Source organism: Actinoplanes sp. NPDC024001, assembly GCF_040638955.1.
Classification (GTDB): domain Bacteria; phylum Actinomycetota; class Actinomycetes; order Mycobacteriales; family Micromonosporaceae; genus Actinoplanes.
Genome location: NZ_JBEZZB010000039.1, coordinates 1 through 19,603 on the forward strand (window position 1 = coordinate 1; position 19,603 = coordinate 19,603).

The window sequence follows — 19,603 nt, forward strand, 5'->3', positions numbered from 1 at the left end:
CCTGCCGCTGGTGCTCGCCGCGCTGGCCGGCGGTCTGGCCGCCGGCGTGGTCGCCACCCGCCAGATCGTGGGCGGCCGCCGCCCGGCCTACCGCTCCCGCCGCACGCGGTACTACCGGGGCTGACCGCTCAGCGCCGGGGGTCGATGAGGATTTTCGGGCCGGGCCCGGCCCCTGCGGGGCGGGCACCGGCCAGCACGTCGGCGGCCTGCTCCAGACCGACGGTCGCGGCGACCAGGGGGCGCGGATCGACCGACCCGCTGGCGTACGCGCGGACCGTGTCCGCCAGCCCGGCGGAGGCGCCGAGGATGCCGACCGTGGTGACGTCCTTGAGGACGACCTCGCGGCTGTCCACCGTGCTCGGCGTGCCGGACAGGCCGATCCAGACGACGCGGCGGCCCGGTTCGACCAGCTGCACCGCCAGGCCGGGCATGTCCGGGCTGTTGGTGGCGTCGATGACGCCGTCCCAGGCCAGGCCGGGCAGGGTGTCGCGGGTCCAGGCGCGGTCGAATCCGAGGTGCCGGGCGACGTCGAGGTGGTGGCCGAGCAGGTGCACCTCGAGGCCGCGGGACCGGGCGATCATGGCGGCGAGCAGGCCGATCGTGCCGGTGCCGAGGATCAGCAGCCGCTCGCCGGGGTCGAGGGCGGCGGCGGTGACGCTGCGCTGGGCGTTGCCTCCCGGTTCGACCAGGGCCCCGACGGTCGCGTCGACGGTGGGCGGCAGCTCGTACAGATAGGTGGTGGGGAAGGCGAGCTGCTCGGCGAGCGCGCCCGGCAGACCGTCGCGGATGCCCAGCTCGCGCATCTTGTCGCAGACGTGGTGGCGGCCGGCGCGGCAGCGGCGGCAGTGTCCGCAGGCGATCATGGTGTCGCCGGTGACGCGTTTGCCCAGCCAGGATTCGTCGACGCCCGGTCCGGTGGCGGTGACCGTGCCGGACCATTCGTGGCCGGGGCGCAGCGGGTACGACGACACCCCGGAGTGCAGGTAGCTCATCTCGCCGGTGAACAGTTCGACGTCGGTGCCGCACACCCCGGCGCGTTCGACGTCGACGATGACCTGCCCGGCGGCGGCGACCGGGGCGGGCACCTCCTGGACTTCGGCCTCGCCGGGGCCGGTGAGGACCAGCGCGCGCATCACCGGGCCGGGTTCCAGTACGGCGTGGGCAGCCCGGTCGCGCCGACCCGCGCGGTGAACAGCCGGCCGGAGTCCGGGTGGGCGATCAGGTCCGCGGCGCTGAGGTGCTCAGTGGCGGTGGTGATGACCAGCACGTCGAGGCCGGGGCCGGCGAACGCGACGCTGGTGGTGTGCGGGGCGTCCACCTCGACCACGCCCAGCAGCTCGCCGGTGGGGGAGCGGTGCTCGACGCGGCCGCCGCCCCAGACGGCCAGCCACAGGTCGCCGGCGGCGTCCACGCACAGCCCGTCGGGGTGGCCGTCGGTCAGGGTGAACAGTTCGCGGCGCGCGCCGTCGGGGTAGTCGCGGACGAACACGGTGCGGCTGATCGTGTCGACGCTGTAGAAGAGGCGGCCGTCCGGGCTCCAGGCCAGCCCGTTGGAGAGCGTCAGGTCGTCGTCGATCGTGGTGCAGCCGCCGTTCTCGAAGCGGACCAGCACCTCCCGGTCGCCGCCGAGGCTGCCGACGAGGAACCGGCCGGCCGGGTCGACGGCGCCGTCGTTGAGGCGGCCCGCCCGGCCCTCCGGCAGGACCCGGGCGAGCGGCGTGCGCGTACCGTCGCTGTGCAGATGCGTGAGAGACCCGCGCTCGGCGACCAGCAGGTCGCCGCCCGCGGCGACGGCGATCGCGCCGACAGTTTCCGGAAAAGACCACCCACGGGTACGGCGCACCCGCCCGTCCGTCTCGAGGCGGCCTTCGTGCACCTCACCGGCCTCGATGTCGACCCAGAGCAGCCGTTCGCGAGCGGCGTCCCACACCGGGCCCTCCCCGAGGAAGTGGATCTGGTCGCCGGCGGGACGCGCTCTCATGGGTGCCGATCCTATGCTCCGGCTCCTACGATCCGGTTATGTCGCCACGCCGTAGTGCTCAGTGGTATGCCGGGGACGACCGCAACAGCTACATCCATCGCGCGTGGATGCGCCGGGGTCTGCCGGCCGACGCGTTCGACGGACGGCCACACATCGCGATCGCCAACACCGCCTCCGATCTGACGCCGTGCAACGCCCACCTCGACGAGGTGTCGCGCAGTGTCGCCGCCGGTATCCACCAGGCCGGCGGCATCGCGCTGAACCTGCCGGTGGTGTCGCTGGGCGAGACGCAGGTGCGGCCGACCGCGATGCTGTGGCGCAACCTGGCCGCGATGGCGATCGAGGAGATGCTGCGGGCGAACCCGATCGACGGCGTGGTGCTGCTCGGCGGCTGCGACAAGACGATCCCGGCGCTGCTGATGGGCGCCGCCTCGGTCGATCTGCCCGCGGTGGTGGTGCCCGGCGGGCCGATGCTGACCGGCACCTTCCGCGGTGTGCCGCTGGGCTGCGGCACCGACGTGTGGAAGCTGTCCGAGGAGGTCCGGGCCGGCACGCTGAGCTCGGCCGAGTTCCAGCGGTCCGAGTCGTCGATGATCCGCAGCCGGGGGCACTGCAACACGATGGGCACCGCCTCCACGATGGGCCTGCTCGCCGAGGTGCTCGGGATGACCCTGCCCGGGGTGGCCGGCACCCCGGCGCCGGACAGCCGCCTGCTGGAGTCGGCGCACGCCACCGGGGTGCTCGCGGTCGAGCTGGTGGAGAAGGAACGGCGGCCGAGTACGGTCCTGACCCGGGCGTCGTTCCTGAACGCGATCGTGGCGCTCGCGGCGTTCGGCGGGTCCACGAACGCGGTGGTGCACCTGCTGGCGATCGCCGGCCGGCTCGGGATCGAGCTGACCCAGGACGACTTCGACACCGTCGGCGCGCGGGTGCCGCTGCTGGTGGACCTGCTGCCGGCGGGCCGGTTCCTGATGGACGACCTCTACCGGGCCGGCGGGCTGCACGCGGTCCTCGCCGAGGTGCGCGACCTGCTGGATCCGTCGGCGATCACGGTCACCGGGCGGCCGCTCGTCGACCACCTGGAGGGCGCGCTCGTCTACGACCGGGAGGTGATCCGCTCGCGGGACGAGCCGCTGCTGCCGCACGCCGGGATCGCGGTGCTCTACGGCAACCTGGCGCCGGACGGCGCGGTGATCAAACCGGCGGCGGCGTCACCGCACCTGCTGCGCCACCGCGGCCCGGCCGTGGTGTTCGACTCGGTCGAGGATCTGCACGCTCGCCTCGACGACCCGGCGCTGGAGGTGACCGCGGACTCGGTGCTGGTGCTGCGCGGCTGCGGGCCGAAGGGTTACCCGGGCATGCCGGAGGTGTCCAACATGCCGCTGCCGGCCAAGCTGCTCGAACAGGGCGTGCGCGACATGGTCCGGGTGTGCGACGGGCGGATGTCCGGTACGGCGTACGGAACCGTGGTGTTGCACGTGACGCCGGAGGCCGCCGCCGGCGGCCCGCTCGCCAAGGTGCGCACCGGCGACATAATCGTCCTGGACGTCGCGAACCGCCGCCTCGACGTGGAGATCCCGGACGCGGAACTGGCCGCCCGCGAGCCGGCGCCGGAGGCGGTCGCCGCTTTCGCCAGCCCGCGGCGAGGCTGGGAACGCCTCTACGTCGACACCGTCGGGCAGGCCAATGTGGGCGCCGACTGCGACTTCCTGATCGGCTCCAGCGGAGACCGGGTGTCCCGCGAATCGCACTGACCGCGGCGGGTCAGTCCAGCGGGGGCAGCCCGAACGCGTCGGCCAGCCCGGTCACCTCGATCGCCTTGCGCACCGGCGGCGACGGGTTCACCAGGGTCAGGGTGACGCCGGCGCCGGCCGCGGTGTTGCGGGCGCTGACCAGGGCGCCCAGCGCGTACGAGTCGATCAATGTCACCTCGCTGACGTCCACCCGCAGCCAGGTGCAGGACGTGGCCTGCGCGGTAGCGGCGAGACTGTCACGGACGTCGTCGGCGTACGCGAGGTCGAGCTCGCCGCTGAGCGTCGCCGACAGCACGTCGCCGCCGGGTTCCTCGTGGTACGTGACTACTGCACTGTTCGACATCCGCGAGCCAGTACCCGGCCCGGTTGATGATCAAACTCGGCTGCCGGGGTCCAGCAGATCCCGCAGCCGCCGGGTCACCTGGCGGTGCACGGCGTCACGCTGCTCCTGCGCGAGCCGGGCGAGCCGGTCGATCTCGGCGAGCGCGGCCTCCCGCTCGCCGGTGAGGCCGGTGATCGCCTCGGTGTGGCGGTGGCGGGCGTCGCTGGTGATGGTGGACGCCTTGAGCTGCGCCTCGCTGGTCACCTGGTCGGCCTTGGTGCGGGCGGCGGCGAGCAGGGTCTCCGCCTCGCGCTGGGCGTCGCGGACGTAGTCGTCGGCGGTGCGCTGCGCCATCGCGATCACGCCGTCGCTGACCGGGACGGCCGGCGCGGGTGCGGCCTGCCGGGCCTGCTCCAGTGCGGCCTGCGCCTCGCGGGCCTGCTGTTCGGCCCGTGCCTGTTCGCCCTTCAACCGGGCCAGGGCCGCGATCAGGGCGGCCCGTTCCCGTTTCGGCGCGGTGCCGGCGCGCTGCAGTTGTTCGCGCAGGGACCGGTTCTCGATGGTCAGGTGGGTGAACGTCTGCTCCACCGCGTCCAGGAAGGCGTCGACCTCGTCCTCGTCGTAGCCGCGTTTGCCCAGCGCGGGCCGGCGGAACTCGATGCTGTGGATCTCGGCGGGGGTGAGGGGCACTCTCTGTCCGTTCCGGGTGCGAGACAACGTTGTCACGGGAGTGAACGCGACCTAGTTGATGTTGTCAACACCGATCGTGACATCGTTGTCTCCGCTGCGGCCGCTGTTCTATGCTCGAACGAACCAAGATCACGGCAACGGGGAGCAACGTGCCAGTCGAGCGGACATCCGGCGGCCGCCGCGGCGGCCGGCCGACGATGAACGACGTCGCCCGCGCGGCCCGCGTCAGCCTCAAGACCGTCTCCCGCGTGGTGAACGGCGAGGACAACGTCTCGCCCGTCCTGGTCGCGCAGGTGCGCAGCGCGATCGAGCTGCTCAACTACAGCCCCGACATCGGGGCGAGCAACCTGCGCCGCGGCGACCGCCGGACCGAGACGATCGGCCTGCTGCTGGAGGACGTCGGCAATCCGTTCTCGTCCGCGCTGCACCGCGCCGTGGAGGACGAGGCCCGCACTCGCGGCGTCCAGGTGCTCACCGGCAGCCTCGACGACGACCCGCGCCGCGAACGTGAGCTCGCCCGCGCCTTCACCATGCGCCGCGCCGACGGGCTCATCATCGTCCCGGTCGGCCCCGACCAGAGTTACCTGGCGACCGAGCTGCGCGTCGACACCCCGGTGGTGTTCGTCGACCGCCCGGGCCAGGGCATCCCGGCGGACACCGTGCTGGCGACCAACGTCATCGGCGCGACCGAGGCGACCCGCCACCTCATCGCCCACGGCCACCGCCGGATCGCCTGCCTCGGCGACCACCTCCGGATCTCGACGGCCCGGCACCGGCACGACGGATACCTCGCGGCGCTGCGCGAGGCCGGCGTGACACCCGACCCCGCGCTGACCGTCTCCGGGCTGCACACCGCCGCGCTGGCCGAGAGCAAGGTGATGGAGCTGTTCCACCGTCCCGGCCCGCCGACGGCACTGTTCACCAGCCAGAACCTGGTCACCATCGGCGCCGTGCGGGCGCTGCGCCGGCTCGGCCTGCACCGGTCGGTGGCGCTGGTCGGCTTCGACGACTTCCCCCTGGCCGACCTGGTCGAGCCGGCGATCACCGTGGTCGCCCAGGACCCGGCGATGATGGGCCGCACCGCCGCCCAGGCGCTGTTCCGCCGCATCGACGGCGGCACCGGCCCGGCCGCCGAGCACTGGATCCCCACCACGCTGATCCGCCGCGGCTCGGGCGAGCTCACCCCCGCCGCCCGGCTGCTCGACGACCGGCTCGCCGACTCGCTGTAGGCGTTCATCGCGACGCCCGGCCGGCCCAGTTCTGGATCCGGCGCGACACCTCCATGTCTCGCGCCGGCACCTGCATCACGTCGCTCGAGGTGCGCAGGCCGGCTCGCAGGTCCAGCAGCGCCTGCCGCAACCCCTGCGCGGGAGGCATCGCCGCCAGCACCGCGTCCCGCCGGTCGCCGGTCATCTCCCGCACGATCCGCGCCGCTCGTTCGGCCGGCATCTCGGCCAGCAGCGCGCCCGCCTGGCGGGCGGTCAACTCGCTGAGCAGGCCCACCGTCGCCTCGTCGGACGCCTCGGCGACCAGCGTCGCCGCCGCCTGCGCCGGCATCGCGGCCAGCACCTCCTGCGCCTGCTCCGGCGGGAGCCCGACCAGCAGCCCGGAGGCCAGGTCGGCGGGCATGACGGACAGGAGCTCGGTCGCCCGGGAGGCGGACAGTGCGGCCAGCGTGGCCTTGGCCCGCTCGTGGTCGAAACTCAGCAGGAACTCCACGGCCCACGAGCTGGGCAGCATGCCGGCCGCCAGCAGCGCCGTGGTCCGCTCCGCGGGCAGCCCGGCCAGCAGCGCCGCCGCGCCCTTGAGCGGCATCCGGATCAGCAGCTTCGCGGCAGTCTCGGCCGGCATCGCCGCCAGCGCCGAGGTGGCCGCGGCCGGTTTCATCAGCTGCAGGTGCTCCACCGCCATCTGCAGTTCCTCGGCCTCGAGCAGCCGCGCGGCACTCGGGGCGTCCATGCCGTCGAGGCCTTCGGCGGCGCGGTAGGGCATCATCCCGGCGGACAGGCAGCGGGCGGCCGCGGTCTGATCCATGGCGGTCAGATAGATCGCCCGCACCGACGGCGACAGCAACTCCAGATAGTCGGCGGCCTCGGCCGGCCGGAGCCGGTCGATGGTGGTCGGTGGCAGCGCCGGCGGGGTCATCCGGCGGGTGGTGCGCCCGGCGTGCGCCTGCCGGCGCGGCTGGTCGCACGCGACCCGCAGCCGGGCCTCGGCCCACTGTGCGCGGTCAGCCTCCGGCACGCCGCACCCGCTGACGTACGCGTGCACGACCCGCGCCCCGGGCAGGATCCGGCCGGACTCCGCGTTGCCGAGGGTGCTGCGCGCAACACCGGTGATCTGGGACAGCTCCCGCAGGGTCAGCGGCTCGTCGGCCGGGCTGGGCCGCGGCGCGGTCAGCCGCAGCAGCGTGAGCTGCCGGGCCAGCTCGGCGACGGTCGTGACGGATGCCGGGTCAGGGGAACCAGTCGACATCGGCCCATCGTGGCCCACCGTGTCCCACGCTGTCCCATCCCGTCACCCGAACCGGTGACGTGCCGGTTCAGCAGCCGTTCCGGAGGTGGCCGGGACCTTGCCGGCGGGCGGCGCGGGGGCGACGGCCCGGGATCGACGCACAGCGAGTCCGGCGCGCACCCCGGCGCACCGCCGATAGTGATGACGCTCGCGGATGTCTGGGGACTGCCCGCCCTTCAGAAACCGTGCGCAGAGGGCGGCGGCCGACATGGGGCCGCCGCCCTCGCCATTTCAGGAGTTGCGCAGGAAACAGCCGCTGGTCAGCAGCGGGCCACCGTAGAACTGGTGCACGTCCTGGGTGACCCAGATGCAGGCGTGGCTGGTCTGATCGGTGCTCCACGGCCGGCTCAGATTCCCGGAGTACGTGGACCACGTGCCCGCCGTACGCGGTGGGAACGCGGCGCTGGTGTCCGCCAGGACCTGGCCGAAGACGCCGACCCACTGCACCCGGATCACCAGGAAGCGCGGGGTGCTGCACTTACCGGAGAACGCGTACCCCACGCCGAGATTGCTCACATTGGCATTGAGGTTGATCGCGCTGCACTCGACCGCGGCGCGGGCGGCGACGGGTGCGGCCTGGGCGGGCCCGGTGGCGGTGCCCAGCGCGAGCGCCATGGTGATCAGAAGCAGACTCAGAGTGCGTCGCATCATGGTGCCACCCCCGGTCAGCAGGAGACGCTGACGTGGATCTCGATGCCGATGTCGATCGGGAAACGCTGATCCGAGCCGGGAACCAGCCGGAAGACCTCGTAGTTGGGCGGCGCCGGGTCCTCGTCGAACGCCGGGCGCGGCCGCCGGCCGGCGTAGTCGACGCCGGAGAACCCCATGCGGGTCAGGGCGCGGGAGACGCCGGCGGAGTCGCCCTCCTGCAGGGCCTGCGCCATGGTCCGGGTCGCCGCCGGGTCGTCGGCGAAACGGCCGGCGGTCGACGCGAGCTCGCGCAGCGCGGCCTGGTAGCCGCTGACCCGGGTGTCGGTGATGGTCATTCGGTGCTCCTCGATACGTGAAATGATCCGGAATTCGAACGCGGCGTCGATCGCCGCCGGAATCGACTATGGCCGCCGGCGATGGCACCGGAAATTCGCAAAATTGCGCACCGAATCGCGGCCGCCCGCATTTGCGGGTCAATCCGGAGCAGGACATCGGCGGGGCCGATCTCGGACAGCGCCGCTGGTGGGCGGCGTGCGACCCTCGGCGCGACATTCCGCGGAGCCGGGAGGCTGTCGACCATGAATACGATGACCGCTGCGGACTGGCGCAGGGTCTCCGATCTGATTCACCGATTCCACACCGCGGAACGGGACATGCCCGCGGCGGTGCTGGCCGACATCGGCGCGCTGGCCGGCTGCAACGCGGCCTCCTACAGCGCCGTCGACCACCGGCAACAGCAGCTGCTGCACGCGATCACCGTGCCGCACACGTCGAACATGCTCGGCATCGCCTCGTTCCACCAGCTGTTCGAGCAGCACCCCGGGTTCTCGGCCTACCGGGACGGCAGGCTCGACAGCGGCGAGGCCGCCGCCTGGTCCGACCTGATGGACCGGCGGGCTCTGCGCCGGCTGCCGCTGGTCGCCGACTTCTTCGAGCCCCGCCAGACCCGCGATCAGCTGCTGTGCGTGGTGCGCCTGCAACGCGAGCAGGGCGGCGTGCTGTCGATCAACCGGTCCCGGGCCGGCTTCTCCGGCCGGGACCGCACACTGCTGCAGACCCTGGCGTCGCACCTGCGGGTGGCCGTGCTGCACCGTGAGCGGGTCTCCACCCTGCAGGCCGCCGTGCGCCGCGCCGGGCAGGAGAACGAGCGACGGCACCGGGCGTCGCCGCGGTGGGCGACGCTGACCACCCGCGAGCGGGACGTCGTCGAGCTGCTCTGCTCCGGGCTGGGGGACCGCGAGATCGCCCAGCATCTGCGGGTCAGCGCCCGCACGGTGCACAAGCATCTGCAGCACGTCTATCGCAAGCTGGGCCTGGACAGTCGCGCCCAGGTGATCGCCGCCTTCGCCGGCGCAGCTCACCCAGCCGGGTGACCCCCGGTGATCTGGGCCTGCACGCAGCGCAAGCGTACGGTGAGGTGACGGCCAGAGGAGTGCGCGTGCAGACGGTGTCCATCGATGCGAAACCTGACGGGGTGCTCGACGTCGTGCTGCGCGGGGAGATCGACTTCACCAACGCGGCGCACATCGTCGAAGCGGTCCGGGAGGCCATCGCCGAGCGCTGTCCCCGGGCCGTGCGGGTCGACCTGGCCGAGGTGACCTTCCTGGACTCCTCCGGCCTCGGCGTGCTGATCCGGGCGATGAAGGCGGCCGCGGCGGCCGACGCGTCGTTCCGCGTCGAGCGCCCCACCGACAAGGTGTTCGACCAGCTGGAGATGACCGGTCTGCTCGTCCCCTTCGGCATCATCGAAGCCGGCGGCTGACCGGGTGCACACCGACCCGGGCTACGAACATCGGCTCAGCGAGCTGGACGCCAGGATCGGCCGGGCCCGGCTGGAGCCCGCCGTCGTCGGCGAACGCGCCGCCGGCCTGCTGGCCGGGCGCATCGGCTGCCGGGTCGACGAGGCGCACCACCACCTGCGGGAGCTGGCCGCCGAGCAGGGCCGCCCGGTGCACGAGGTCGCCGCCGACGTGCTGGTCACCCTGGAGACGCGCACGGTCACCCCACCGGCCCGGCTGCGGACCGCGGCCGACGCCGTCACCGGGCGGCGCCGGCCGTCCGCAGCGCCCGCGCTGCCGGAGGGCGAGCCCGGGTGGGTGGCGATCGTGCAGCAGGTCCTCGACGCCCTGCCGGGCCGGCGCATGCTGGTCGCCCCGCGGCGCGACCCGGACGGCGTGATCGTGGACTACGAGTTCGCCGCGGTCAGCCCCACCGTGGTGGACCTGTCCGGGCGCCGCCGCGAGCAGCTGCTCGGCCGGCGGGTCAGCGAGGTCTACCCGTCGATCGTGGACGGGCCGGTCTGGGCGGCCTGGCGCGACGCCCTCGCCGACGGGCAGCCCCGCGAGGTCGGCCCGGTGCCGTACGTGAGCAGCGACGGCGACACCCCCACCGGGGTCACCGTGACCGTCCAGGTGCAGCCGCTCGGCCCGGCGCTGCTCAACAGCTGGGTCCGCCACGACGAGCAGACCCGGCTGACCGAGCGGATGGCGCACACCGAACGGCTCGGCAACCTCGGCTGGGGTGAGTGGGACCTGGTCAGCGACACCACCGTCTGGTCCGACGAGCTGTACCGCATCTACGAACGTGACCCGGCCGACGGGCCCATGCCGCGCGAGGAGTCCGAGGCTCTCGTGCTGCCCGACGACGAACCGGTCCGGCGGCAGGCGGCCGTGGCGTTCGGCCGCGGCGAGACCGCCGACGTGGTCTACCGGATCAGCGTCAACGGCAAGATCAAACATCTGCGGGCGGTGGTCGACGCGGTGCGCGACGCCCACGGCCGGCCGCTGAAGATCTACGGCATCCTCCAGGACGTCACCGCCCGCGAGAGCAGCCGCGCCCAGCTCGCCCAGGTGCAACGGCAGCTGCGTGAGCACCAGGAGAGCCTGGCCATCGAGCACCGCCTCGCCGCCCAGTTGCAACAGATCGTGCTGCCCATCCCGGATGCCCCGATCGACCTGCCCGGCATCCGGGTCGCGGTGCGCTACCTCCCCGCCGAACAGGCCAGCCGGGTCGGCGGCGACTGGTATCACGCGGCGGTCGCCCGCGACGGCAGCGTGGTGCTCGCCGTCGGCGACGTCGCCGGCCACGGCGTGCACGCGGCGGCCACCATGGCCCAGCTGCGGCACACCCTGACCGCGCTGACCGTCACCATCACCACCGACCCGGCGCAGTTGCTGTCGAACCTCAACGAGCTGCTCTACGCCGGCGACGCCGCCGCCGGGACCGCCACCGGGGTCGTGCTGCGCTACGACCCCGCGACCCGGCGGCTGTGCTGGGCCCAGGCCGGCCACTACGCCCCGCTGCACACCCGCGCCGGCGTCACCGCCGAGCTGGCCCGGCCGTACGGCCCGCTGCTCGGCGCGCTGTCCGGAGCCCGGTACGAGACCGCCGGCATGACGTTGGAACCCGGCGACGTGGTGATGCTCTACACCGACGGGCTCGTCGAGCACCGCTCGCACACCGTCGCCGAGGGCCTCGCCCCGGTGGTGGCCCGGCTGAACCGCTTCTCCGCCGCCACCCACCCGCCGTCGCTCACCGACCTGCTCGCCGAGCTGCACACCGCCAACCCCGACGACGACACCTGCATCCTGGCGGCCCGCTGCCATGCCTGACGAGACCGAACCGCGCCTGCTGACCCGCGAGGTCACCCTGGAGTCGCTGGTCGACGTCCGCCACGAGGTGGAGCGCTGCGCCGCCCGCGAGGGCCTGGCCGACCTGGCGCTCTACCGGTTCGTCGTCGCGGTCAACGAGCTGACCACCAACGCGGTGCGCCACGGCGGCGGCCGCGGGCAGCTGATCCTGTGGCGCAGCGGTGACCGGCTGCACTGCCGGGTCACCGACCGCGGGCCGGGCCCGCCGGCGCACCGGCAGCTGCGGCGGCCGGGCGCCGACGCGCACGGGGGACGAGGGCTCTGGCTGGCCCACCACGGCGTCGAGCGGCTCACCGTCGACGACGCCGGCGTGACCGCCAGCGCGAGGCTGATCTGACGCGTACCCGATTGACGCGGCGCCAACTAGTGATGACAGTCGATGTCATGCGTACCGTGGCGTTCCTGTCCTCGCTGGTGCTGGCCGCGCCGTTGCTGCCCGCCGCGCCCGCTCTTGCCGCGCCGCCCGGGGTGGTCGTGGTGTCCGCCGTCGAGCAGGGCATCCTGACCAGCACGCCGGGCACGATCGTCGCGCGGGACGTGGCGGCGTCGACCCGCCTGAACGGGCAGATCCGCTGGGTCTTCGGTGACACGCTCTATCGCCGCAGCAGCGGCGCGCCGGTGCACCCGGCCGACGACTACCGCTCGGCCACGCACGCCACCTCACCGCTGATCGCCAACCCGTGGCGGCTCACCAACGTGCTGGACGCCGGCACCGGGGTGCCCCATCAGCTGCTGCCGCACACGGCGGTGGAGCTGGCCTACAACCGGGAGAGGAACGACCCCTCCGACCGGTACGCGCTGTGGCCCACCTCGATCGTCGCGCGGGACAGCACCCGGGCGCAGATCATCTACAGCCGGATGCTGGTGCAGCCGGGCGAGCTGGACTACGTCGACCTGGGGGTGGGCATCGCCGACCTCACCGCCGGGCAGAACACCGCCACCCGCTCCGGCCTGCTGTTCAGCGGCGCCGAGTTCCGCTTCGGCGCCTCCGGCGGCCTGTACGACAGCGCCACCACCACGCTCTACCTCTACCAGTGCTGGAACCGGGCCGACTACGACTACCCGTGCCGGCTGGCGCGGGTGTCGCTGCGCAACGACGCCGGCGTCGTCGACTGGAACCGCACCAAGGTCAAGAGCAACTACCGGGCGGCCGTGCGGGCGCCCGGCGGCGCGATCTCCTGGACCCCCGACCTCACCCAGGCCACCGAGATCGTCCAGGGTTCGCCGACCGGCTGGTCGGTGGCCTGGAACCCGGGGCTGGGCAAGTATGTCGCCTTCCTCAATGTGCCGCTGACCAGCCGGATCGAGCTGCGCACCGCGCCCGCCCCGGAAGGGCCGTGGAGCGAACCGCTCGCCGTCCTCCCGGGGCAGGCCCCGAGTTGCCTTCCCGGCACCCTGATCTGCGCCGACTACGCGGTGCAGCAGCATCCTGAGCTGGCGGTGCACGGCACCGGCACCAGCACGGTCTACCTGACCTACGCGCGCCCGGCCTATTCCACCGCGGCGCCCTACCGGCTGGACCTCAACGTCGTGCAGGTCAAGCTCAGAGTTTGAAGCCGCCCACCAGCTCCTGCAGCTCGGTGCTGGTGCGGGCCAGGTCCTCCGCGCTGGTGCGGGCCTGGTTGACCACCGTGGTGGTGCTGCCGACCGCGTCGGCCACCTTGGCGATGTTGGTGGCGATGTCGGCGCTGCTGCCCGACACCTCGGCCACGTTGCGGCCCATCTCGCTGGTCGTCGCGGTCTGCTCCTCGACCGCGGCGGCGATCAGCGTCTGGAAGTCGCTGATCCGGGTGACCACCTCGCCGATCTGCGAGATCGCCCGGACCGCCTCCGAGGAGTCCGACTGCAGCGCCTGCACGAGCCGGGAGATGTCGTCGGTGGCCTTCGCGGTCTCCTGAGCCAGGTCCTTGACCTCGCCGGCCACGACCGCGAAGCCCTTGCCCAGCTCGCCGGCGCGGGCCGCCTCGATGGTGGCGTTCAGCGCCAGCAGGTTGGTCTGCTCGGCGATCGAGGTGATCAGGGCGACCACGCTGCCGATCTCGGCCGAGGAGTCGCCGAGCTTGCCCATCGTCTCGCTGGTCCGGCCGACCACGCCGACGGCCTCGCCGGCCACCCGCGCCGCCTCACCGGCGTTGCGGGCGATCTCGTCGATCGCCAGCGTCATCTCGGTGCTGCCGGCCTGCAGCGTGCCGACGTTGCCGGACACGTTGCCGGCGGCGTCGGCGACCGCGGCGGCCTGCGCGTCGATCTCCGAGCTGGACGAGGCGATCCGCGAGGAGACGTCGGACAGCTCGTGGGAGGCGGCGGACACGGTGCCCGCGTGCCCGGCGATCGCCGAGACGGTCTCGCGCAGCGAGGCGGCGGTGCTGTTCAGCGCCTCACCGAGCCGGCCCAGCTCGTCACGCCGGTCCAGCTCGACGCGGGCGGTCAGGTCGCGGCCGGCGAGCCGGTTGAGCGCGCCGACCACCACGGCGAGCGGCCGCACCACCGAGCGGGTCACCAGGGTGCCCATCAGCACCGCCAGGATCAGGGCGAGCGCCAGGGCGCCGCCGATGGCGCGCATGCCGGTGTCACGGACCTGCTGCACCTCGGCCCGCAGGGCCTCGGCGCGGGCGTTGACAGATTTGTCCAGCGCGTCGGTGATCTCCAGGACCTTGCCGTACGACGCCGCCGCCTCACCGCCGTTGATGCTGGTCATCGCCTTCGCGCGGGCCGCCTTGGTGTCCGCGGACAGCCACTGCATGAGCGTGGCGTCCCACTCGAAGAACTCGTCCCAGGCGGGCTTGAGCTTGGCGAACTGGGCCCGCTCGGCGTCGGTCATGTGGTCGACGTGCGCCGCGGCGATGTTGTCGTAGATCGCCTCCTTGGACTTCAGCTCGCCCTGCCGGTTGTAGCCCTCCGGGCCGGTGGCATAGGCGTACCCGAACGCGCCGACGTCGGCGATCACCAGGCCCTGCCAGCCGGTGACGTCCGCCGCGTAGTACTTCGCGGTCTGGATGTCGTCGCGCAACAGTTCCAGGGCGGCCAGCTCGTGCTGGCTGTCCGACTGCTCCTGCAGGCCCCACCAGCCGACCCCGGCAGCCGTCACGATCAACGAGGTGAGCACCAGGTAGGAGGCGCCGAGTCGCTTGCCGACACTCACATCACGGATTCGCATGCCTCCTCGTTCGGCGGCGCCCACCGAATCTTAAGTTTTACTGACAAAGCGCATTGTGGTGAGACTCGCGTTGTCACAACCGGCTGGGTTTGTCGTGCCGTGGAGGCGCACCCAGCCGGCGGCGCCCGGCGGGCGACCGGGTCAGGCGCCCATCTCGCCGGTGGCGGGGACGCCCTCGGCGAGCCCGTAGCGCAGGTGCACGGCACCCCTGGACGAGGTGGTGGCCGGTTCGAGCAGCGTCAGGTTGGCGGGCACCTCGCCACCGTCGAACAGCTTCTTGCCGGTGCCCAGCACGATCGGGTAGACCCACAGGTTGAGCTGGTCGAACAGCCGCTCGCGCAGCAGGGTCTGGACGAGGTTCAGGCTGCCGATGACGTGCACCTTCTCGTGCTTGTCCCGCAGCGACCGCACCGCGCTCACCAGGTCGGGGCCCAGCTGCGCCGAGTCCGCCCAGGTCAGGTGGGGGTTGCCGCGCGAGGCGACGTACTTGGGGACGCGGTTGAGCAGATCGGCGATCTCACCGGTCTGGTGCGGCCAGTACGCGGCGAAGATGTCGTAGGTCCGGCGGCCCAGCAGCAGCGCGTCCATGCCCCGCATGTTGTCGGTGACCTGGCGGCCGTCCGACTCGTCGATGAGCGGGGCCTGCCAGCCGCCGAACGGGAAGCCGTCCGGATCCTCCTGGCGGCCGCCCGGCGCCTGGGCGACCAGGTCGAGCGTGGTGAACAGGTCGATGTGGATAGTTCCCACGGTGTCCTCCTTGTTGTGTTCCACCTTCCCCTCAGACCGGCGGCGGTCCGGAAACTCATCGGTGGCAGAAGCGTAACCAGTAGGTTACGCTTCTGGCGTGGACGAGGTGGCAGCGGCGATCGCCGACCCGGTGCGCCGGGCGATCCTGGAGATGTTGCGGGAGCAGTCGCTGCCCGCCCGGCGCATCGCCGAGCGCTTCCCGATCAGCCGGCCGGCCGTCAGCCGGCACCTGCGGGTGCTGCGCGAGAGCGGCCTGGTCCACGACGTCCCCACCGGGCGTGAGCGGCACTATCACCTGGACCCGTCCCGGTTCGGCGAGCTCAGCGCCTGGCTCGCCGGGTTCACCTCCCGCGCGGCCGCGTGGGAGCAGCGCCTCGACGCGCTGGAGACCGAGGTGCACCGCACCCGCCGCGACCGCCGGCTCGGCGGCACGGCTCCCGATCCACTGGAGGAGACCGCGTGACCAGCACACCGACCGGCCGGCTCGACGGCGACCGCCTCATCCTGACCCGGGTCTTCCGGGCCGGCATCGAGGACGTCTGGGCCAGCATCACCGAGTCCGACAGAACCGCGAGGTGGTACGGCGCCTGGAAAGGTGACGCGGCGCCGGGCAGCACGATTCAGGTGCAGATGGCGTACGAGGAAGGCGCCCCCTGGACGGACATGCGGATCGACGCGTGCGAACCGCCGCGCCGGCTCGCCCTGTCCAGCCTCGACATGCCGGAGGAGTGGCACCTGGAGCTGCTGCTCACCCACACCGACGGGCGCACCGAGCTGCGTTTCGTGCACCACCTGACACCCAGTGACGGCCTCGGCGAGGTCGGCCCCGGCTGGGAGTACTACCTGGATCTGCTGGTCGTGGCCCGCGAGGGCGGGGAGCAGCCGAGCTTCGACGACTACTACCCGTCGATGAAGGCGTACTACGAGGGGCTGGCCGGCTGAGGGCCGGTCGTCCCGCGCACGATCAGGTGGGTCGGCAGCCGCGGCGGCGCCTGCGTGCCGGGCCGCGTCAGCAGTTCGACGGCCAGCACACCCTTGTCCCGCAGCGGCTGGCGTACGGTCGTGAGCGGCGGCTGGGTGCGCGCCGCCTCCGGGATGTCGTCGAAACCGACCACTGACAGCTCGCCGGGCACGTCCACGCGCAGGCCGGCGGCGGTGTGCAGAACGCCGCGGGCCAACTCGTCGGTCATCGCGAGGATGCCGGTCACGCCGTCGGCGAGCAGTTCCTGCGTGGCGGCGCCCGCGTGCTCGGGGGTGCCGCCGCCGCACTCCCACACCGGGACGCTGCCGGCCGGGATGCCGGCGTCGGCGAGCCCGGCCAGATAGCCGGCCAGCCGCTGCCGGGCCACCTGATAGCTCGCGGCGGCCTGGCGTTCCGGTCCGGCCGCGCCGTGCCGGTCGCCCGGTGTGAACCGGTCGACCAGGATGCCGATGCGCCGATGGCCGAGGCCGGTCAGATGCCGCGCCGCGGCGTAGGCCCCGCCGTGGTCGTCGACACCGAGGAACATGCCGTCGCCGGGCCCGGCCGGCTCCGGCTCGTCGACCACGATCAGCGGGATGCCGCGCCGGCGGGCGGCGAGCAGGCCGGGGTGGTCGCCGCGCACCGAGTAGACGACGAACCCGTCGACCAGCGCGGTGCGCACCGCCTCCTCGGTGAGTGCGGCGTCCTCGTCGGAGCGCGGGGCCGGGAGCAGGCTGAGCCCGAGGGCGGAACTGCGCCCGGCTCCGGCCACCCCCTGCAGGAACAGCAGGGCGGCGGGGTCGGTCAGCGCGTACGCCAGATCCTCGTCGAAGAGCACGCCGAGCGCGCCCACCTGCCGCCGGGCGAGCCCGGCGGCGAGCGGATCGGGGCCCGGATAGCCCAGCTCGCGGGCGGTGTCGAGGATCCGCTGCCGGAGCTGGTCGCTGAGCTTCTGCGGCCGGTTGTAGGCGTTGGACACCGTCGTGTGCGAGACGCCCAGCGTCTTGGCCACATCGCGCAGCGTCACCGCTCTTCCTGTCACACGCCGAGTTTACCGGTAAACTGGAGGTGTTTACCGGTAAACCTGGAGGTGCGATGCGGACCGCACGGATCGTGGTGACGCTGGTGTTCGCCACCAACGGCGTGGTCTTCGGGACGTGGACACCCCGGATCCCCGCCGTGCAGCACGCCCTCGGCCTCGACGAGGCCCGGCTCGGGCTGGCCCTGCTCGGCCCGGCGGCCGGCTCGATCGTCTCCATGCTCGCGACCGGCCTGCTCGTCCGGCGGTTCGGCAGCCGCCGGGTCACGATGACCGCGCTGACCGCGTTCTCGCTGACCATCCCGCTGATCGGGCTCGCGCCCACGCTGCCGTGGCTGTTCACCGCGCTGCTCGCCTGGGGCGCCGCGATGGGCGCCCTCGACGTCGCGATGAACACCGCCGGCCTGGGTGTGCAGCGCCGTTACGGCCGCCCGATCCTGTCCGGCTTCCACGCCGCCCTCAGCGCGGGCGGGCTTGCCGGCGCGCTGGCCGGAGCGGTGGCCGCCGAAGCGGACGTGCCGGTCGCGGTCCACCTCGCCGTGGCCGGTGCCCTCGGCCTCGCGGTCACCGCCGTCGTGGCCCGCACCCCACTGCCCGACCTCCCGCACGGCGCCGACCTTCCGTCCAGCGGTGACCGGCCGCACGGCGGCGACCGGCCGCACGGGTCCCGGCACCTGAGTCCCGCGCTGGCCGCCCTCGGCCTGCTGGCCTTCGCCGGCCTGCTCGCTGAAGGCGCCGTCGCCGACTGGAGCGCGGTCTACCTGTCCGGCGCGCTCGGCGCCTCCGCGGGCCTGGCCGGCGCCGGCTTCGTCGCCTTCAGCGTCACCATGACCGCCGGCCGGCTCCTCGGTGACCGCATCGTCGCGGCCGCCGGCCCGGTCCGCACGGTCCGGGTGGCGGCGACGGTGGCCGCCGCCGGCCTGGCCGGCTCCCTCCTGCTGCACCAGGCGTGGGCCGCGATCGCCGGCTTCGCCCTGCTCGGCGCCGGCCTGGCCACCCTGGTCCCGGTCGTCTTCACCGCCGCCGCGCACCGCACCGCCCACCCGGCGACCGCCGTGGCCACCGTGTCCACCTGCGGCTTTCTGGGCTTCATCGCCGGCCCACCACTGATCGGCGCCCTGGCCTCCGCGACCAGCCTCACCACGGCCCTCGCCCTTGTAGCCGTCCTCACCGGCTGCGTTGCGCTGCTCGCCCACACCACCCGCCCGGCCGAGCCGTCCGCCGCCCGGCCCGCTCCCAGCCCCGCCGATCATCGGTGAGCCCGGCTGCCCGCTGGTGTTGTTTGGTGTGGTTGAGGCGGTGCTGGCGGTCAGCCGGTCGGTCTGGCTGCCCGCTGGTGTTGTTGTGGTGTGGTTGAGGCGGTGCTGGCGGTCAGCCGCTCGGTCTGGCTGCCCGCTGGTGTTGTTGTGGTGTGGCTGAGGCGGTGCTGGCGGTCAGCCGGTCGGTCCGGCTGCCCGCTGGTGTTGTTTTGGTGGCCCTGAGGCGGCCCTGGCGGTCGGCCGGTAGGTGTGGCTGCCAGCTGGGGCTGTTCCGATGTCAGCAGTGCCGCGCACACCCGGTCAGCGGAAGCTGAGCAGGTCGCAAGCGGCGTCGAGGACCGCCTCGCGCAGGTCGGCGGCCGGGGCGTCCGGCATGACGACCGTGCAGTCGCCGAGGCCGCCGATGGCCATCTGGACGCGGGCCGCCTGGGGGAGGGTGGGCTCGGGCCCGGCCAGCAGGATCACCATGCGGCGGCGCCAGTCGCCGACGGCGGTGGCCAGGTCGACCAGGGCCAGGATGCTCGGGTCGCGCAGGATCGTGGCGGTGATGTCGCGGTGGCGGTACATCACGTCGAAGTAGGCGCCCAGCAGGGCGCGCGGGTCGGCACCGGCGGTGAACGGGGCGAGGGCCGCCTCCACGTCGTCGATCAAGGGCTGGACCAGGCTGCGCACCAGATCCTCGCGGGACGCGAAGTGGTAGTAGAGCGCCGGTTTCGTGATGCCGACCCGATCGGCGATCTCGCGCAGGCTGACCTGGTGCACGCCCTTGCTGGCGATCAGCTCCAGGGCGGCGGCGCGGATGCGGTCGGCGGTCTCGGTGGTTCGCGGTCGTGGCACATCGAGATCCTAGTGACTTGCGGCGAGGTTGTTTACTTACC

General features: G+C 73.1%; 21 protein-coding genes. 10 read left to right on the forward strand and 11 right to left on the reverse strand.

Translation table 11 applies throughout. The features are described from left to right. Positions 1 to 128: 128 nt before the first annotated feature. Both AB0F81_RS17240 and AB0F81_RS17245 read right to left on the reverse strand, forming a co-directional pair. On the reverse strand, positions 129 to 1,133 hold the full coding sequence (locus tag AB0F81_RS17240; protein ID WP_360197947.1) for an alcohol dehydrogenase catalytic domain-containing protein: 1,005 nt from the start codon (positions 1,131 to 1,133) through the stop codon (positions 129 to 131). Continuing rightward, positions 1,133 to 1,981 (reverse strand): SMP-30/gluconolactonase/LRE family protein, encoded by an 849-nt coding sequence (locus AB0F81_RS17245; protein WP_360197950.1) that lies wholly within the window; start codon positions 1,979 to 1,981, stop codon positions 1,133 to 1,135. The genes AB0F81_RS17240 and AB0F81_RS17245 overlap by 1 nt, the downstream gene beginning before the upstream one ends. 38 nt (positions 1,982 to 2,019) lie before the next feature. Between AB0F81_RS17245 and AB0F81_RS17250 the strand changes: the two genes are divergently transcribed. Further along, positions 2,020 to 3,735 carry an IlvD/Edd family dehydratase gene (locus AB0F81_RS17250; RefSeq protein WP_360197953.1) on the forward strand — a complete coding sequence of 572 codons (1,716 nt, stop codon included), beginning with the start codon at positions 2,020 to 2,022 and terminating at the stop codon, positions 3,733 to 3,735. 10 nt (positions 3,736 to 3,745) lie between these two features. On the opposite strand, the gene AB0F81_RS17255 is transcribed toward AB0F81_RS17250, so the two are convergent. Together AB0F81_RS17255 and AB0F81_RS17260 are read right to left on the reverse strand one after the other, a co-directional pair. After that, positions 3,746 to 4,078, reverse strand: coding sequence for an STAS domain-containing protein (locus AB0F81_RS17255; RefSeq protein WP_360197955.1), 333 nt, complete (start codon positions 4,076 to 4,078; stop codon positions 3,746 to 3,748). Between the two features lie 30 nt (positions 4,079 to 4,108). Continuing rightward, positions 4,109 to 4,747 carry a DivIVA domain-containing protein gene (locus AB0F81_RS17260; RefSeq protein ID WP_360197958.1) on the reverse strand — a complete coding sequence of 213 codons (639 nt, stop codon included), beginning with the start codon at positions 4,745 to 4,747 and terminating at the stop codon, positions 4,109 to 4,111. Positions 4,748 to 4,896: 149 nt separating this feature from the next. Between AB0F81_RS17260 and AB0F81_RS17265 the strand changes: the two genes are divergently transcribed. Beyond that, a complete protein-coding gene (locus AB0F81_RS17265) occupies positions 4,897 to 5,976 on the forward strand; it encodes a LacI family DNA-binding transcriptional regulator (protein WP_360197961.1) in 1,080 nt (359 codons plus the stop codon). 4 nt (positions 5,977 to 5,980) lie between these two features. Here AB0F81_RS17265 and AB0F81_RS17270 read toward each other — a convergent pair whose 3' ends face one another. The 3 genes from AB0F81_RS17270 to AB0F81_RS17280 all read right to left on the reverse strand — a co-directional run bounded on the left by AB0F81_RS17270 (position 5,981) and on the right by AB0F81_RS17280 (position 8,247). Then, positions 5,981 to 7,222 carry a helix-turn-helix domain-containing protein gene (locus AB0F81_RS17270; protein WP_360197964.1) on the reverse strand — a complete coding sequence of 414 codons (1,242 nt, stop codon included), beginning with the start codon at positions 7,220 to 7,222 and terminating at the stop codon, positions 5,981 to 5,983. A gap of 270 nt (positions 7,223 to 7,492) precedes the next feature. Further along, positions 7,493 to 7,912, reverse strand: a complete 420-nt coding sequence (locus tag AB0F81_RS17275; protein WP_360197966.1) for a hypothetical protein — start codon at positions 7,910 to 7,912, stop codon at positions 7,493 to 7,495. Positions 7,913 to 7,926: 14 nt separating this feature from the next. Next, positions 7,927 to 8,247, reverse strand: coding sequence for a hypothetical protein (locus AB0F81_RS17280; RefSeq protein ID WP_360197969.1), 321 nt, complete (start codon positions 8,245 to 8,247; stop codon positions 7,927 to 7,929). A 252-nt stretch (positions 8,248 to 8,499) separates the two neighbouring features. Between AB0F81_RS17280 and AB0F81_RS17285 the strand changes: the two genes are divergently transcribed. From AB0F81_RS17285 to AB0F81_RS17305, 5 genes are all read left to right on the forward strand, one after another. Further along, a complete protein-coding gene (locus tag AB0F81_RS17285; RefSeq protein WP_360197971.1) occupies positions 8,500 to 9,285 on the forward strand; it encodes a LuxR C-terminal-related transcriptional regulator in 786 nt (261 codons plus the stop codon). Between the two features lie 65 nt (positions 9,286 to 9,350). After that, positions 9,351 to 9,674 (forward strand): STAS domain-containing protein, encoded by a 324-nt coding sequence (locus AB0F81_RS17290; RefSeq protein ID WP_360197974.1) that lies wholly within the window; start codon positions 9,351 to 9,353, stop codon positions 9,672 to 9,674. A gap of 4 nt (positions 9,675 to 9,678) precedes the next feature. Then, positions 9,679 to 11,523 (forward strand): SpoIIE family protein phosphatase, encoded by a 1,845-nt coding sequence (locus tag AB0F81_RS17295; RefSeq protein ID WP_360197977.1) that lies wholly within the window; start codon positions 9,679 to 9,681, stop codon positions 11,521 to 11,523. Then, the gene (locus tag AB0F81_RS17300) at positions 11,516 to 11,899 is read left to right on the forward strand and encodes an ATP-binding protein (protein WP_360197980.1); all 384 of its coding nucleotides are present in this window, start codon (positions 11,516 to 11,518) and stop codon (positions 11,897 to 11,899) included. Before AB0F81_RS17295 ends, AB0F81_RS17300 begins: the two co-directional genes overlap by 8 nt. 47 nt (positions 11,900 to 11,946) lie before the next feature. Further along, positions 11,947 to 13,116, forward strand: coding sequence for a hypothetical protein (locus AB0F81_RS17305; protein ID WP_360197982.1), 1,170 nt, complete (start codon positions 11,947 to 11,949; stop codon positions 13,114 to 13,116). Here AB0F81_RS17305 and AB0F81_RS17310 read toward each other — a convergent pair. Together AB0F81_RS17310 and AB0F81_RS17315 are read right to left on the reverse strand one after the other, a co-directional pair. After that, on the reverse strand, positions 13,106 to 14,719 hold the full coding sequence (locus AB0F81_RS17310) for a methyl-accepting chemotaxis protein (RefSeq protein ID WP_360197985.1): 1,614 nt from the start codon (positions 14,717 to 14,719) through the stop codon (positions 13,106 to 13,108). The two genes, AB0F81_RS17305 and AB0F81_RS17310, sit on opposite strands and share 11 nt — an antisense overlap. A gap of 141 nt (positions 14,720 to 14,860) precedes the next feature. Continuing rightward, on the reverse strand, positions 14,861 to 15,466 hold the full coding sequence (locus tag AB0F81_RS17315; protein ID WP_360197988.1) for a dihydrofolate reductase family protein: 606 nt from the start codon (positions 15,464 to 15,466) through the stop codon (positions 14,861 to 14,863). Positions 15,467 to 15,563: 97 nt separating this feature from the next. Here AB0F81_RS17315 and AB0F81_RS17320 point away from each other — a divergent pair, with 97 nt between their 5' ends. Together AB0F81_RS17320 and AB0F81_RS17325 are read left to right on the forward strand one after the other, a co-directional pair. After that, a complete protein-coding gene (locus tag AB0F81_RS17320; RefSeq protein ID WP_360197991.1) occupies positions 15,564 to 15,929 on the forward strand; it encodes a metalloregulator ArsR/SmtB family transcription factor in 366 nt (121 codons plus the stop codon). After that, on the forward strand, positions 15,926 to 16,408 hold the full coding sequence (locus AB0F81_RS17325) for an SRPBCC family protein (RefSeq protein WP_360197993.1): 483 nt from the start codon (positions 15,926 to 15,928) through the stop codon (positions 16,406 to 16,408). The genes AB0F81_RS17320 and AB0F81_RS17325 overlap by 4 nt, the downstream gene beginning before the upstream one ends. Here AB0F81_RS17325 and AB0F81_RS17330 read toward each other — a convergent pair. Continuing rightward, positions 16,387 to 17,469, reverse strand: a complete 1,083-nt coding sequence (locus tag AB0F81_RS17330) for a LacI family DNA-binding transcriptional regulator (protein WP_360197995.1) — start codon at positions 17,467 to 17,469, stop codon at positions 16,387 to 16,389. The genes AB0F81_RS17325 and AB0F81_RS17330 overlap by 22 nt on opposite strands. A gap of 53 nt (positions 17,470 to 17,522) precedes the next feature. On the opposite strand from AB0F81_RS17330, the gene AB0F81_RS17335 reads away from it, so the two are divergent. Further along, entirely contained in the window at positions 17,523 to 18,725 is a 1,203-nt protein-coding gene (locus AB0F81_RS17335; RefSeq protein ID WP_360197997.1) for an MFS transporter, read from the forward strand. 300 nt (positions 18,726 to 19,025) lie between these two features. Here the strand turns inward: AB0F81_RS17335 and AB0F81_RS17340 are convergent, their stop codons facing one another. Beyond that, entirely contained in the window at positions 19,026 to 19,562 is a 537-nt protein-coding gene (locus tag AB0F81_RS17340) for a helix-turn-helix domain-containing protein (protein ID WP_360198000.1), read from the reverse strand. Between the last annotated feature and the right edge of the window lie 41 nt (positions 19,563 to 19,603).

Excerpts from the sequence above, each read along its gene's own strand:
- AB0F81_RS17240 (WP_360197947.1), bottom strand. The coding sequence starts at position 1,133 with ATGCGCGCGCTGGTCCTCACCGGCCCCGGCGAGGCCGAAGTCCAGGAG.
- AB0F81_RS17245 (WP_360197950.1), bottom strand. The coding sequence starts at position 1,981 with ATGAGAGCGCGTCCCGCCGGCGACCAGATCCACTTCCTCGGGGAGGGC.
- AB0F81_RS17250 (WP_360197953.1), top strand. The coding sequence starts at position 2,020 with ATGTCGCCACGCCGTAGTGCTCAGTGGTATGCCGGGGACGACCGCAAC.
- AB0F81_RS17255 (WP_360197955.1), bottom strand. The coding sequence starts at position 4,078 with ATGTCGAACAGTGCAGTAGTCACGTACCACGAGGAACCCGGCGGCGAC.
- AB0F81_RS17270 (WP_360197964.1), bottom strand. The coding sequence starts at position 7,222 with ATGTCGACTGGTTCCCCTGACCCGGCATCCGTCACGACCGTCGCCGAG.
- AB0F81_RS17275 (WP_360197966.1), bottom strand. The coding sequence starts at position 7,912 with ATGATGCGACGCACTCTGAGTCTGCTTCTGATCACCATGGCGCTCGCG.
- AB0F81_RS17280 (WP_360197969.1), bottom strand. The coding sequence starts at position 8,247 with ATGACCATCACCGACACCCGGGTCAGCGGCTACCAGGCCGCGCTGCGC.
- AB0F81_RS17285 (WP_360197971.1), top strand. The coding sequence starts at position 8,500 with ATGACCGCTGCGGACTGGCGCAGGGTCTCCGATCTGATTCACCGATTC.
- AB0F81_RS17300 (WP_360197980.1), top strand. The coding sequence starts at position 11,516 with ATGCCTGACGAGACCGAACCGCGCCTGCTGACCCGCGAGGTCACCCTG.
- AB0F81_RS17305 (WP_360197982.1), top strand. The coding sequence starts at position 11,947 with ATGCGTACCGTGGCGTTCCTGTCCTCGCTGGTGCTGGCCGCGCCGTTG.
- AB0F81_RS17310 (WP_360197985.1), bottom strand. The coding sequence starts at position 14,719 with ATGCGAATCCGTGATGTGAGTGTCGGCAAGCGACTCGGCGCCTCCTAC.
- AB0F81_RS17335 (WP_360197997.1), top strand. The coding sequence starts at position 17,523 with ATGCGGACCGCACGGATCGTGGTGACGCTGGTGTTCGCCACCAACGGC.